Genomic DNA, 13,989 nt, shown 5'->3' with positions numbered 1-13,989 from the left:
AAAGGGCTTTCGAATACTAGGTTAAGCGTATGGCAAATTTAAAAGAAATTCGCGCCAAAGTTGCTAGTATCAAGAGCACGCAAAAGATTACTCGCGCGATGCAAATGGTTGCTGCTTCTAAGATGCGTCGTGCGCAAGAGCGCATGGCTCAAGGCCGTCCGTATGCCGAAAATATGCACCGTGTAATTGCTCATTTGGTACAGGCGAACCCTGAATACAAACACCGTTATATGATTGAACGCCCTGTAAAACGCGTTGGTTATATCATCGTGTCTTCAGATCGTGGTTTGGCAGGTGGCTTGAACATTAACTTGTTCAAGAAAGTTGTAAAGCATGTACAGCAACAACAAGAGCAGTCAATTGAAGTTCAGTTTGCTTTAATTGGTCAAAAAGCGGTTTCGTTTTTTAAAAACTACGGCGGTAAAGTGCTTGGTGCAACTACAAACGTAGGTGACGCGCCAAGTCTTGAACAGTTATCTGGCTCTGTGCAAGTGATGTTAGATGCGTACGATAAAGGCGAGTTAGATCGCATTTACCTCGTGTCAAACGGCTTTGTCAATGCCATGACTCAAGATCAGAAAATCGAACAACTTGTTCCTTTAGCATCTGCTGAAGAAAACAAGACTCTTAACCGTCAATACGGTTGGGATTATATCTATGAACCAGAAGCTGAAGAGCTGTTAAATGGTTTATTGGTTCGTTACATCGAGTCTATGGTTTATCAAGGTGTGATTGAAAACATCGCATGTGAACAGTCTGCGCGTATGGTTGCAATGAAAGCTGCAACAGATAACGCAGGTGAACTGATCAAGAGCCTACAACTTATTTATAACAAGCTGCGTCAAGCCGCGATTACTCAGGAAATTTCTGAAATCGTTGGTGGTGCCGCTGCCGTTTAACATTATTAGTTTGAATTGAGGAGACAGCAATGAGTGGCGGTCGTATCATTCAGATCATCGGCGCGGTTATCGACGTCGAGTTTGAACGCAACAGCGTTCCTAAGATCTATGACGCTCTCCAAGTTGACGGTACTGAAACTACATTAGAAGTTCAGCAACAACTTGGTGATGGCGTAGTTCGTACTATTGCAATGGGTTCTACTGAAGGCCTTAAGCGTGGTTTGAACGTAACTAACACTAACGCGCCAATCTCTGTACCAGTAGGTACAGCGACACTTGGTCGTATCATGGACGTTCTTGGTCGCCCTATCGACGAAGCTGGTCCAGTTGCAACTGAAGAGCGTTTACCAATTCACCGTCAAGCGCCTTCTTATGCAGAACAAGCGGCTTCTACTGACCTTTTAGAAACTGGTATTAAAGTCATTGACTTACTTTGCCCGTTCGCGAAAGGTGGTAAAGTTGGTCTGTTCGGTGGTGCGGGTGTTGGTAAAACCGTAAATATGATGGAGTTGATCAACAACATCGCTAAAGCGCACTCAGGTTTATCTGTATTCGCTGGTGTTGGTGAGCGTACTCGTGAAGGTAACGACTTCTATCACGAAATGAAAGACTCTAACGTTCTTGACAAAGTAGCAATGGTCTACGGTCAGATGAACGAGCCGCCTGGTAACCGTTTACGCGTAGCGTTAACTGGTTTGACTATGGCTGAGTACTTCCGTGATCAAAAAGATGAGAACGGTAAAGGTCGTGACGTATTATTGTTCGTAGACAACATCTACCGTTATACACTAGCAGGTACTGAAGTATCAGCACTTCTAGGTCGTATGCCATCTGCAGTAGGTTATCAGCCTACACTTGCAGAAGAGATGGGTGTTCTTCAAGAACGTATTACTTCAACTAAGTCTGGTTCGATTACATCTATTCAAGCTGTATACGTACCTGCCGATGACTTGACTGACCCATCACCTGCTACAACGTTCGCGCACTTAGACGCAACTGTAGTATTGAGCCGTGATATTGCATCTCAAGGTATTTACCCTGCGATCGATCCACTAGACTCAACTTCACGTCAGTTAGATCCATTAGTTGTTGGTACTGAGCATTACGAAATTGCTCGTTCAGTTCAAAACGTTCTTCAACGTTATAAAGAATTGAAAGACATTATCGCAATTCTTGGTATGGACGAATTGTCAGAAGAAGACAAACTTACTGTATACCGTGCACGTAAGATCCAACGTTTCTTCTCTCAACCGTTCCACGTAGCTGAAGTATTTACTGGCGCGCCTGGTAAACTTGTACCGCTTAAAGATACAATTCGTGGCTTTAAAGGTCTTCTAGCTGGTGAATACGATCATATCCCAGAACAAGCGTTCTATATGGTTGGTGGTATTGACGAAGTGATTGCTAAAGCCGAGAAACTTTAATTAGCAGCTCTAATTTAGGAGATTCTCATGGCGACTATGCAATGTGATGTTGTAAGTGTAAAAGAGTCTTTGTACTCGGGCACTGTGACTATGCTAATTGCAAAAGGTGCTGGCGGTGAACTCGGTATTATGCCGGGTCACGCACCACTGGTAACTTTGCTTCAGCCGGGTGCAATCCGCGTTCTGCTGGAAAATGGTACAGAAGAATTAATCTATGTATCTGGTGGCGTTCTAGAAGTTCAACCGCATGTTGTTACGATTCTTGCAGATACTGCAGTTCGTGCAGAAAACTTAGATGAAGCGGCAATTATTGAAGCGCGTAAACACGCTGAACAATTGTTGGCAAATCAAAAGAGCGATTTGGACTCTGCTGCTGCTTTGGCTGCTTTGGCAGAAACTGCTGCACAGTTGGAAACCATCCGCAAAATCAAAAACCGCGCACTTTAATTGTCGGTTTAAGATTGAAAAAAGCCATTCGAAAGAGTGGCTTTTTTTATGCTGTTTGGAATTGAAGCCTTATCTTTGCTTAAGATGCTGTATTGGTAGTTTCAGTAGGCTGATTTGACTCACCTTGTAAAATCATCCCCGCCAGTTTTAGCATTTCAGCTTGAATACTCCCCATTTGCTGTTCCAGTTTCTTAAAGTCCACTTTGCTTAAATCGACTTGTCCATTTAAAAATGGTGAAGCCAAAACTTGCTGATTGGCAGCCAATAAGTTTTGACGGATGGTATCAATTTCCTGTGTTTTTAAGTCTAGGCTGCTTAGTGTTTGATTGAAGCCTTGTAACTGCTGTTGTAATTGAGTCGCTGCAATTTGTAATTGTTGTGGATCTTGCACATCTACAGCGGTTTGCAATTCAGACTTGGTTTGATTCAGTTGTTCGACATATTGACCTGCTTTGAGCTGTAGATCAGCCACATCGCGCACAATATAGAACATATTGCCACTGCTTAATGGAGCGTTGGTTGGGTTTGTATTGCTGTTGGATGATGCGCTGGAATCATCTTGATTAGTTGTTTGCGTTTGCGGCGTGTTCATTTGATCACAGGCGCTGAGTAGCAAGGCAGAACTCAATAGTGCAAACGGAAGTAGTGTCTTCGAAGATACATTTTTCATATTCATGTGATTTTTGGTACTCATTGAGAATGAATATAAAACGAAAATATGAATAAAAAACAGATTGTTGCAAAGCAATAACAAATCTTAATTTTTTTGTCTAAATCAAAAAAAATAGGAGTTTTAAAGAAACTCCTATGAATTACACTTCTTTCATAAAAGAAAAATGATCATAAGTAATGCGTCGAATTGATGTCGAATTGATATTGATAGTCCCTTCTCTTGCGCCATATATGGCTCAGGATGTGGAATATATTCCGCAAGAGGATGAGGGAGCTGAATTATTGATTTAAAGAGAATTTATGAAAGAACTCTTTAACTTGCTGAATAAAAAATTATTTAGCCAATTCAGCCTCAATCGCTTCTACAATGCGCGGGTCATCTGCGGTTAAATCTGGGGCAAAACGCGCCACCACTTCACCTTGTTTATTCACCAAAAACTTTTCAAAGTTCCACAATACTTCAGGTGGTTCATTTGGGGTTAAGCCGTAATCAACCAAATCTTTCCACCATGGGCCTTCACCAATACGTTCAGGAATTGCTTGCGTTAAAGCCGTGTAGAGAGGATGTTTTTCTGCACCCACGACTGGAATTTTAGCAAACACTGGAAAACTCACCTGATAATTCAGTGAGCAAAATTCCTGAATTTCTGTATCGCTGCCCGGTTCTTGTGCCAAGAAATCATTCGATGGAAAGGCTAAAATTTCTAAGCCTTGTGCCTGTTTTGCTGCGTAGAGTTGCTGTAAGCCTTCGTATTGCGGGGTTAAGCCACATTTTGATGCCACGTTCACGATCAACAACACTTTTCCTGCATATTGATTTAATGTGGTTTCCGTACCCTGATTGGTTTTTACTGCAATGTCATAAACTGAAGTGCGCATAGTTGCTTCCTAGAATCTGTATTTTACCGCTACTGTTGTAACTGTAATTTTTGGGTACAGCAAGTTTTATAGCAAAGAAATTTACGACACTGATGGAATCCCGCATAGCCGTGATATTGCGCAGAAAAATGTAATTCGTATCTGCATTTTATTTTATTGATGGATAAATCGAGCGAAAAGTGCCATAAATAGACACTGGGTTTTTAGCACTTTGCATCACAAGTCAGTTATAGAAAAGGGTTTCACAGCAGGTATGCTGTTTGGTACAACAAGGATGATGAATACATGATACGGTCAGATAAAGGCGTATTTTGGGCAATTTTATTGCCATTGATTGCGGTATTGATTTGGTCTTTAAATATTGCAGTAACGAGGTATGTGGCGGAGTATATTTCACCCGTCAGTATCAGTTTTTATCGCTGGTTGATTGCTTTTCTGATTTTAACCCCGTGGATATTGCCCAAAGTTTGGCAGCAGCGTGAGTTGATTCGTCCACATTTGAAACAGTTGGCAGTGCTTAGTGCTTTTGGTTTGGTGCTGTATCAAGGTCTAAGCTATACCGCAGCCAATTACACCACTGCAACCAATATGGGCATTATTAATGCGTTTATTCCCATGTTTACGGTTTTGGTTTCATTGCTGATCTTAAAAGACATTCCGACACGATTTGCGGTTTTGGGCTGCATTATTTCATTTTCGGGTTTGTTGTATGTGATTGCACAAGGAGATTTGCGTCAACTCAGTCAGCTGACAGGACATGCGGGCGATATGCTCATGGTTTTGGCGGTATTTTTTTACGCCTTTTATGGGGTGTTTTTAAAGAAATGGAATTTAAAATTGCCGCTCATGCTGAGTCTTTATGTGCAAATTATATTCGCCTTACTTTACCATCTGCCATTTATTTTGTGGTTCGGCTTGGATCATTTAAATAGCCAAAATGGTTTAAGTGTGCTGTATGCAGGTATATTTCCTTCAATTATTGCACCTTTGGTATGGATGTTGGCCGTTCAATATTTAGGGCCAAATCGCACCAGTATTTTTATGAATTTGATGCCTGTTTTCACGGCTATCATTGCATATTTTTGGTTGGCAGAAGTGTGGGGGAGTTATCACAGTATCGGTGGATTGATTATTTTAACGGGTATTGTGTTGGCACAAATGAAAGCACGCGTACACATTCAAGCAAAAAGTTGAGTTTAATTGGTGTTTTTTTTGATCACATAAAGGTGTATTTAAAATGCCTTTTATTCAAAATTTATACAGTATTGAGTGTTATGAATTATGACAGTTTTTTTAATTTTTCTAAAATAATTGTAAAAATAGTAAGATAATTTAAATTGTTAAGAAAAAAAGATGAATCTTTCATTGAATATTTGTCTTGGATTAATAGGAAAAATCTATTTGTATAGTCGACTAAATTACTCCATAATTCACGTACTGAAAACGATCCACTGTATTCAATAATCAGTGAAATATCATTTGCAGCAAGATTTTCAAACCCTCTGGATGTGCTTTTATACACATCCTTTTTATGCTCAACCATCCCTATATGGTTGAGCTTTTTTTTATCCACTGGAGCGTAAAACCTCGTGGTTCAGCACGAGGATATAAGCGACTGGAGTAAACCATATGAACGACACGAAATGTCGTTTTAAATACTTGTAATATAGTCACTATTAAGAAAAATACTGTTAAAATAATTGGATGAAGACACTCAAATTACGCATAAAAGACAAACATTGCAAGGTGCTAAATCAGTTAGCATCCGAAGTAAATTTTGTCTGGAATTATGTCAATGATTTGTGTTTTAAGCATCTGCAACGTAAACAACAATTCTTTTCAGCATACGACCTTGCAAAATACACGAAAGGCGCATCGAAAGAATGCAACTTGCACAGTCAAACTATTCAGGCAGTGACAGAAGAATTGGTCACAAGACGCAAGCAGTTCAAAAAAGCAAAACTAAAATGGCGTGTCAGTAATAAAAAATCAGCTAGACGTTCGCTGGGTTGGATACAGTTTAAAAAGGTTGCAATCAAATATGCTGATGGCTATGTTCAATATGGCAGGCATCAATTTAAACTATGGGATAGTTACGGATTAAGTCAATACAATATCAAAACAGGCACATTCGTAGAAGATAGTCGTGGACGTTGGTATGTTTGTCTTGTAGTTGATGCAGTCAAAATAGAAAAAAACAACGCTAAAACCTCAATTGGCATAGATTTAGGTTTAAAAGATTTAGCGACTTGTTCAGATGGCGTAAAACTTAAAGCACCTCAAATCTATCGGCAATATGAACAAAAACTTGGTATTGCTCAACGTGCAAAAAATAAGAAACGTGTCAAAGCCATTCATGCCAAGATTAAAAATGTAAGACAAAACATGCTGCATCAATTCAGCCGAAAACTGGTGAATGAACATGCAGCCATCTTCGTTGGCAATGTGAATGCCAAAGCATTAGCACAAACCAGATTGGCTAAATCAGTGCTAGATGCCAGTTGGACAACACTAAGAACCATGCTCAAGTATAAATGCGAGAACGCAGGGGTATGTTATGAAGAAGTCAATGAAGCCTATACCACCCAAATTTGTTCGTGCTGTGGCTCACGCTCCAGTAGTCCGGAAGGTAGAGCAGGACTTGGAATAAGAGAGTGGCAGTGTGTGGAGTGCGGTACGCTCCATGATCGGGATGTAAATTCCGCACTGAATATTCTTGCGCTCGGACATGAGCGTCTAGCAGTAGGAATCTCCGTCCTTTAGGTCGGGGAGGATGTCAACTAAAATTTGTCTAAAGCTAGGCGCGAATCACCGTCCCAGTCTCTGCATCTAAAATACGGCTGGGTTGCTGGCTTAAACCTAAATCACCATTTAAGTAGTGCAATTGTTGTTGGAAATATTGTGTAGCTTCTTGCAAAGAGCGTGCAGGGTCAAGTCCCGCAGGATTGGCACTGGTCGATACAATAAAGCCATCAAAGGCATGGCATAGCGCCATACATAAAGGATGATTGGTTACGCGCACCGCCACTTTGGGATGTTGACCTGTAATCCACTCTGGAATTGCGGCTGTGCTGGGTAATAGCCAGGTGGTCGCTCGATCTGTGGGGTGAGTATTCGTCCATGACGCAATCACGCGATCTCGCATTTCGGGGCTTAAATCCTGCAGTAAATGCTCTACTTGTGACAGATGTCCTGCCAGTAAAATCACACCTTTTTCAATCGGACGCTGTTTCAGACGCAAAATTTCCAAAAATGCCTGTTGATTATATGGATCACATCCCAATCCCCAAACCGCCTCTGTAGGATAGGCCAGTACCTGTCCTTGTTGTAGACATGCAGCGGCTTCGGTGACAGAAGTTGTAATCATGGGAGTTTTACCTAAACAGAAACGTGAAATAGGCGCTTATTGTGAACCTTATTTGAGTGGACGACAACGCAGATATAAACCTGATTGTTGTAAACAGAAGCCCATGAGTTCCAGTTCCATTAATGCGCTGGTGAGTGTGGCAATATCTAAATTCAGTTGCTGTGCCAAGTGATCGATGCTTTGTCCGACCCAATCCAGTTGTTGATACAGTGCCAATAAATGCTCGGGAATATGCGGTGTACTTGTATCTGCTGTTTTTGTTGTGGTGGTTTGAAGTATTGCTTCAGTCGGTGGTGTAGATAATTTTGCTTTTGTTGAAGCTGCTGTAGTCTGATTTTGGCTTGATGCTATTTGGTTTTGTTGATATTGCCATTGGGTGGGTAGGGCTAAATCTTCAATCACTTGTTCAGGATGATCCACTAAAATTGCACCTTCACGAATCAATTGGTGGCAACCTTGATGAAATTCACTGTAAATATGTCCTGGAATGGCAAAAATTAATTTGCCTTGCTCTGCTGCCAGTTTCGCGGTAATCAGCGAGCCACTATTTAAACTGGCTTCAGCAACAATCACGCCTAAACTTAGTCCACTGACAATACGGTTACGTCGTGGAAAATGTTGCTGTAAGGGCTTAGTCTGTGGTAAAAACTCCGTAATCACGGCACCACCAGATTCTACAATTTTTTGGCGCAGGCTGTGATGTGCACTTGGATAAGTGCTGTCCAAACCTGTGCCCATGACTGCAATGGTACGTTGATGTTGCAAAGCACCTTGATGTGCGGCTTCATCAATACCTTGTGCCAAACCACTATTGATAAAGAACCCTTGTTCACTTAAATAATAAGCAAAATCATAAGCCACTTGCCGACCATGCGGGCTGGCTTTGCGACTGCCGACAATCGCAATTTGCGCTTGCAACAAAGCCTGTGCATTGCCTTGCCCAAATAAAATGGGTGGCTTGTTGGAATAGGGTCGTAACTGATTGGGATAGTCCGCATCGTCCAAAGTTAGAATAAAATCGCACTGCTGTTGCAGTTGATTCAGACATTGTTCAAAGGCGAGTTGCCCTGTTGGGCTGAGATATTCTTTGGCGCGTTGTAGATGGTTGGCATGAATGCGCACATCTGACCATGTGAGGAGGTGTTCGGGCTGCACTGCGGCAGCCACGGAACCATAATGTTGTACGAGTTTGGAAAAACTAGACAGTGAATGTTGAACCAAATACCACAACAAAATGTAGTTAATTTGCTGTGGGCTGAATGAATTCAACATCACCATCTTAAACCGTTTTAGTCGTCCATTCGTGGTGCTTGTAAGCTCGCACCGACTTTAATAGGCAATTCGCTGTCTAAGACATAGGCGTAGCTAATGTGGTCAAAGCTCTTGAAGACCATGATATTGCCAATACGTTCGCCTGGAAGCTGAACACGTTCTTTGGTTTTCGGGTCGGTGACCACTTCGCCTTTTTGCGCTACGCTAAACACATGACCAGATTGCACGCCATGTAATGTACCGCGATCAATTGCCACAACACTGTGTTTTGCTGCAGTACCAATCGAACCCATCACACGTAGCACTTGACCACCTGTGCTGACATTTTCAGCATGCGTTGGGTAGAACAAGGTTGGCAGCATTGGGTCATAAATTGGTAAGACGCGATCACCACGACGCACTTCGGCATTGTAGGTATCGGTCAATTCAAGTGTGGTGATGTCATTTTCACCACGTACTGCAATACCTGCAGCAACTTGAGTGAGTTCAATGCCTGCATTGAATTTTTGACCATTGGCATCGGTCAGCATGTACGGTTCGCCTTCACGATATACACCGTAGCGTTGACCTACTTCCAGACCTGCACCACGTGCATACACACTTTGACCTTTAGCAGCTAAAACACGTTGATCAGAAGTACCTAAAATATATGGTGTGCCTTGTAACGCATCTGCGGCAATAATGCTGCTGCGCTCTAACCAGTGTTTGATGTAGTCAAGTGGAATCACAGGAATGGTATTATTTAAAGACTCCACGCGAATTTGCGGCTGTAAATTGGTGCTCTTGCCTGCATAACGACGAATAATGCCTTCACAGCCATCGCCTTCATCTTTACCAATAATAGGGCGACCTTCGTAGGTACACATCAACAAACGGTCACCTGGGAAAATCCAGTGTGGATTTTTTACGTGACGGTTACTTGCCCAAATTTCAGGCCAACGTAATGGGTTGTTCAGGAATTTTTTGGAAATATCCCATAAGGTATCGCCTTTTTTTACCACATACACATTTGGTGCGCTGGCTTTTAAGGCAGGCGGATTGATGTTTCGTGCAGGTGCTGCTTCAGCCACACTGATCGCACTAAGTCCCACTGTGAGACATACCGCGAGTGCTAAAACTTGCTTTTTAAACCCCAAGACACGAAAAGAGGATGTGTCTGTCAAAACCTTTTTCATTATCATAATTCCTAAAATTATGTATGTAGTTGCGTTATAATAACGATCTTACACACATTTTTTTGATGAAGCATTCCTTCATTCGGTTTTTTGATCAATGGCATAAGTGAGGATGTCCCATGGCCTTATTACCTATTTTAAGTTTCCCGGATCCCCGTTTGCGTACCATTGCCAAACCCGTCGAAGAAGTCACCGACGAAATTCGTCAGCTGGCTGCAGATATGTTTGAAACTATGTATGCCGCACCAGGAATTGGTCTGGCAGCCACACAGGTCGATCATCATATTCAGCTCATTGTCATGGATTTATCTGAAAATAAAGATCAACCCATGGTCTTCATTAACCCCAAAGTTACCGCATTGACTGAAGAGACCCAACCGTATGAAGAAGGGTGTTTGTCAGTGCCTCAAATATACGACAAAGTTGAGCGTCCGTCACGTGTAAAAATTGAAGCGATTAACCTTGAGGGCCAATCCTTTGCGCTAGAAGCGGATGAACTTCTCGCTGTTTGTATCCAACATGAAATGGATCACTTAAATGGCAAATTATTTGTCGATTATTTATCGCCGCTCAAGCGTCAGCGTGCCCGTGAAAAAGTCGAAAAAGTAGTGCGCCAGCGTCAGAAAGAAAAAGTCGCGGTCAAGCGTTAAGACGTAGAACAATCAAGAAGACTAGACGCACAAGTTTAGACCAAAGCCTAAAAATCAGCCCAATTTCGATTGGGCTTTGTTATACTTGTGCCACACAAATTCAGGATAGATGTTTTTGTTGTTGCGTAGTGGTTTACTGCTTTCATTTATCGCAGTTTTTTTACAGATTGCTGTTTTTTTACAGCCTTTGCTGCCTGAGCAATATCAAGTTGCACCAGTCTGTGAAACCATCACGCGTGCACTTTTATTGCCACACAAAACAATGACTGCTGTGGGGCATGATGTGCACAGCTCACATCTACATGCAGATCAACAACAAGTTACGACACAAAACGAACATCATCATCACGATGCTTCACATCAATGTCAGTACTGTACGGTATATGGCAATTTAGTCCTACCACCTGAATTAGAGCTGAAAGAAGTGCTTGATCGTATTCAAGTGCGCCTTTTGGCTTTCCAAAAACGTTTTCAACACGTTTGGTTTGCACTTCAGCAACTCTTTTTACTTCCGCAGGGACGTGCTCCACCTCACTTTGCATAAATTCAATGTTTTTCGGGTCTGCTTTGACCCTAACTGTATTTATGTTTTGAAGTGAGAAATAAAATGGCTCAGCCTAAATTTTTATTACAGCCCATTGCGGCTGCAGTTTGTGTTGCCTGCTATTCAGCAAGTGCGTTTGCCGATCAAAGTATGCTGTCTGCAAATACGCATAGCCTTGCGCCTATTGTTGCAACCGCACAACAGGGCAATGATGCCAATGGTTTGGTGGTTCGTGCTAATCCAAAACAACCCATTCAGCCGATTCCAGCCACAGATGGTGCAGACTATTTACAAAGCATCGTCGGCTTTAGTGCGGTCAACAGTGGTGCGGGTACCAATGGTGATGTGACCTTCCGTGGCATGTTTGGTTCACGTATTAAAATTTTAACCGATGGCTCTGAAAACTTGGGTGCATGCCCGAGTCGTATGGATTCACCAACCTCTTATATTTCCCCAGAAAGTTTTGATGAAATTACCGTCATTAAAGGCCCGCAAACGGTGCAATATGCCAACACAGGTTCGGCAGCAACGGTATTGTTTGAGCGTAAGCCTGAGCAATTTGGTGAAGGTCAAAACTATCGTGGCCAAGCCAGTGTCTTGATGGGGTCATTTGGCCGTTTAGATCATAATGTTGAAGCGGCTGCGGGTGATGAGCAGAAATACATTCGTTTAAACGCCAACCGTTCTGTAGCAGACAGCTATAAAGATGGCAATGGTACAACTGTTCCTTCGGATTGGGAGCGTTGGAATGCTGATGTCGCTTTAGGTTGGACACCCGATGAAAACACTTGGCTAGAACTGACAGGTGGTCGTGGTGATGCTGAAGTGGTTTATGCGGGCCGTACAATGGATGGTTCTGAATTTGACCGCGAAAGTTTAGGTTTACGTGTAGAAAAGAAAAATATCACCGATGTGATTAAGAAAATTGAAGCACAGGTGAACTATAGCTTTAACGATCACGTGATGGATAACTATAGTCTGCGTAAAGTAGGTATGGCACAACATCACATGACAAAAGAGTGGGTGGAAGCTAAATCTGCAATGAATGTGACACGCCGTACTTTAAATGCACGGATGGCTGTAACGCATGAGTGGGATAAGCTGCAGTTTATTACAGGTATTGATAGTCAACAGAATAAACATGGTAAAGGCATGTATTCAGCCACAATGCCGAAAATGAACTTCCCTGTAACAACCGATATGGAATTTCAATCTTATGGCGGTTTTGGTGAATTGAGTTATCAACTCAATGATCAAAATAAATTAGTCACAGGTATACGTGTTGATCAGGTCGAAGTTGACGCAGTGCAAACAGCTCAACAACGTAAAGAAACTTTGCCAAGTGGCTTTATTCGTTTGGAAAATCAGCACCCACACCATGATGCCAAAACGTATGTTGGCTTGGGTTATGTAGAGCGTGTTCCTGATTATTGGGAATTGTTTAGTCCTCTGTCGGGTAACGGAAATAAAAATACGTTTAATCACATTGATACTGAAAAAACCCTTCAATTGGACTTTGGCTATCAACATGAACATGGTGCATTCAGCTCTTGGGCATCGGCTTATGCAGGTTTAATTAATGATTATATTTTGACGAATTACAAACTGAGAGATGAAAACAAGCCTCAGAGTAAAGAAAATCCTTTAGAGGCGCATACTCGCAATGTGGATGCAACCATTGCTGGGGCAGAAGTTGGTATTGCTTATCAATTTACCGATGCTTTGCAAGCTGATGTGAGTGCCATGTATGCGTGGGGTGAAAACACCACAGACAATACGCCGTTACCACAAATTTCGCCTTTGGAAGGACGTTTAAACCTACGCTATGTTCAAGATAGATACACTTTAGGTGCATTATTACGTGTAGTCGATGGTCAAAGTCGTATAAGTAAATATGAAGGTAATATCGTAGGTTACGACCTCAAAGAGAGCAGTGGCTTTGGCGTGTTGTCTTTAAATGGCAGCTATAACCTCAATAAAAGTGTTGATGTGTCTGTGGGTATTGATAACGTACTGGATAAAACTTATACCGAGCATCTAAACAAAATGGGTAATGCGGGTTTGGGTTTTGCTGCGAATGAGCAATTTAACAATATTGGCCGTAACTATTGGGCGCGTATCAGTATGAAGTTCTAATTTGAACTTTATTTAAACCAAAAGCAGGGCTTAGGCTCTGCTTTTTACTTTTTTATTAGAATAATTTCATATAAAACAATAGATTAAATCTTGTGATTGTATTTTGAAGAATTGCACAGATTTTTATTAAAATAAATTTATGAGATAAAACAGTGGCTTATCTGTTTTGGGGTTTATAAAATAAACACTCGATATATTTCTTTTACAAAAAGCCTTGCATGGCAAAATATTTGGCCTATAATGCACATCCATCGGCGGCGATGTTGATAAAAACTTGTTGAAAAACAATAGCTTGGTTGATTGATTTAAGATTAATTGAGTTTGTTTTGAGTAGATGGGTTTGAAAATAAAATCAACATTGCATGTTGACTTTCTGGAAATAGAGAGTAGTATAGCTGACCTAGCTTGATGCTGACGAAGCATCGAGAAGATCATTAAGAGATTATGAAGAACAACTTGTGTGGATTTTTACTGATTGATTAATCGAAAATATTTCATTGATTGATTGGTTTAAATTACTCGAA

14 protein-coding genes are annotated in these 13,989 nt (G+C 41.6%); 8 read left to right on the top strand and 6 right to left on the bottom strand.

All coding sequences use genetic code 11. The features are described 5' to 3' along the window. Nucleotides 1-29 precede the first annotated feature (29 nt). Genes atpG through FTT91_RS12990 form a run of 3 tightly spaced genes read left to right on the top strand, consistent with a single transcriptional unit; the run spans nucleotide 30 to nucleotide 2,770 of the window. Complete coding sequence (atpG, locus tag FTT91_RS13000; RefSeq protein WP_004970136.1) at nucleotides 30-899, top strand: F0F1 ATP synthase subunit gamma; 870 nt, start codon at nucleotides 30-32, stop codon at nucleotides 897-899. A gap of 29 nt (nucleotides 900-928) precedes the next feature. Continuing rightward, nucleotides 929-2,323, top strand: a complete 1,395-nt coding sequence (gene atpD, locus FTT91_RS12995) for a F0F1 ATP synthase subunit beta (protein ID WP_004970134.1) — start codon at nucleotides 929-931, stop codon at nucleotides 2,321-2,323. A gap of 27 nt (nucleotides 2,324-2,350) precedes the next feature. Continuing rightward, nucleotides 2,351-2,770, top strand: a complete 420-nt coding sequence (locus FTT91_RS12990; RefSeq protein ID WP_004970132.1) for a F0F1 ATP synthase subunit epsilon — start codon at nucleotides 2,351-2,353, stop codon at nucleotides 2,768-2,770. 79 nt (nucleotides 2,771-2,849) lie between these two features. On the opposite strand, the gene FTT91_RS12985 is transcribed toward FTT91_RS12990, so the two are convergent. Both FTT91_RS12985 and FTT91_RS12980 read right to left on the bottom strand, forming a co-directional pair. Next, nucleotides 2,850-3,440, bottom strand: coding sequence for a hypothetical protein (locus FTT91_RS12985; RefSeq protein WP_180169592.1), 591 nt, complete (start codon nucleotides 3,438-3,440; stop codon nucleotides 2,850-2,852). Nucleotides 3,441-3,775: 335 nt separating this feature from the next. After that, a complete protein-coding gene (locus tag FTT91_RS12980) occupies nucleotides 3,776-4,321 on the bottom strand; it encodes a glutathione peroxidase (protein WP_180169583.1) in 546 nt (181 codons plus the stop codon). A gap of 285 nt (nucleotides 4,322-4,606) precedes the next feature. On the opposite strand from FTT91_RS12980, the gene FTT91_RS12975 reads away from it, so the two are divergent. Next, a complete protein-coding gene (locus FTT91_RS12975) occupies nucleotides 4,607-5,515 on the top strand; it encodes a DMT family transporter (RefSeq protein ID WP_096902732.1) in 909 nt (302 codons plus the stop codon). An 85-nt stretch (nucleotides 5,516-5,600) separates the two neighbouring features. Here the strand turns inward: FTT91_RS12975 and FTT91_RS12970 are convergent, their stop codons facing one another. Then, nucleotides 5,601-5,894, bottom strand: a complete 294-nt coding sequence (locus FTT91_RS12970) for a hypothetical protein (RefSeq protein WP_004970123.1) — start codon at nucleotides 5,892-5,894, stop codon at nucleotides 5,601-5,603. Nucleotides 5,895-6,025: 131 nt separating this feature from the next. On the opposite strand from FTT91_RS12970, the gene FTT91_RS12965 reads away from it, so the two are divergent. After that, entirely contained in the window at nucleotides 6,026-7,084 is a 1,059-nt protein-coding gene (locus tag FTT91_RS12965; RefSeq protein ID WP_180169582.1) for an RNA-guided endonuclease TnpB family protein, read from the top strand. A gap of 34 nt (nucleotides 7,085-7,118) precedes the next feature. On the opposite strand, the gene FTT91_RS12960 is transcribed toward FTT91_RS12965, so the two are convergent. Genes FTT91_RS12960 through FTT91_RS12950 form a run of 3 tightly spaced genes read right to left on the bottom strand, consistent with a single transcriptional unit; the run spans nucleotide 7,119 to nucleotide 10,135 of the window. After that, complete coding sequence (locus FTT91_RS12960; protein WP_180169581.1) at nucleotides 7,119-7,688, bottom strand: L-threonylcarbamoyladenylate synthase; 570 nt, start codon at nucleotides 7,686-7,688, stop codon at nucleotides 7,119-7,121. Nucleotides 7,689-7,736: 48 nt separating this feature from the next. Beyond that, nucleotides 7,737-8,960 (bottom strand): DNA-processing protein DprA, encoded by a 1,224-nt coding sequence (gene dprA, locus FTT91_RS12955; protein WP_004970117.1) that lies wholly within the window; start codon nucleotides 8,958-8,960, stop codon nucleotides 7,737-7,739. A 17-nt stretch (nucleotides 8,961-8,977) separates the two neighbouring features. After that, nucleotides 8,978-10,135: a LysM peptidoglycan-binding domain-containing protein gene (locus FTT91_RS12950; RefSeq protein ID WP_154321170.1), complete on the bottom strand. Its 1,158-nt coding sequence runs from the start codon at nucleotides 10,133-10,135 to the stop codon at nucleotides 8,978-8,980. A gap of 119 nt (nucleotides 10,136-10,254) precedes the next feature. Between FTT91_RS12950 and def the strand changes: the two genes are divergently transcribed. The 3 genes from def (at nucleotide 10,255) to FTT91_RS12935 (ending at nucleotide 13,465) form a co-directional block, all read left to right on the top strand. Further along, nucleotides 10,255-10,785, top strand: coding sequence for a peptide deformylase (def, locus tag FTT91_RS12945; protein ID WP_004970115.1), 531 nt, complete (start codon nucleotides 10,255-10,257; stop codon nucleotides 10,783-10,785). A 115-nt stretch (nucleotides 10,786-10,900) separates the two neighbouring features. Then, on the top strand, nucleotides 10,901-11,329 hold the full coding sequence (locus FTT91_RS12940; protein WP_104853276.1) for a DUF2946 family protein: 429 nt from the start codon (nucleotides 10,901-10,903) through the stop codon (nucleotides 11,327-11,329). A 63-nt stretch (nucleotides 11,330-11,392) separates the two neighbouring features. Further along, nucleotides 11,393-13,465, top strand: a complete 2,073-nt coding sequence (locus tag FTT91_RS12935; protein WP_180169580.1) for a TonB-dependent copper receptor — start codon at nucleotides 11,393-11,395, stop codon at nucleotides 13,463-13,465. Nucleotides 13,466-13,989: the final 524 nt, after the last annotated feature.

It is taken from the genome of Acinetobacter sp. YH12021 (assembly GCF_013420145.1).
Lineage (GTDB): Bacteria > Pseudomonadota > Gammaproteobacteria > Pseudomonadales > Moraxellaceae > Acinetobacter > Acinetobacter towneri.
The sequence above is the reverse complement of the archived record's forward strand: the minus strand, read 5'-3'. Positions and strand labels throughout refer to the sequence as shown.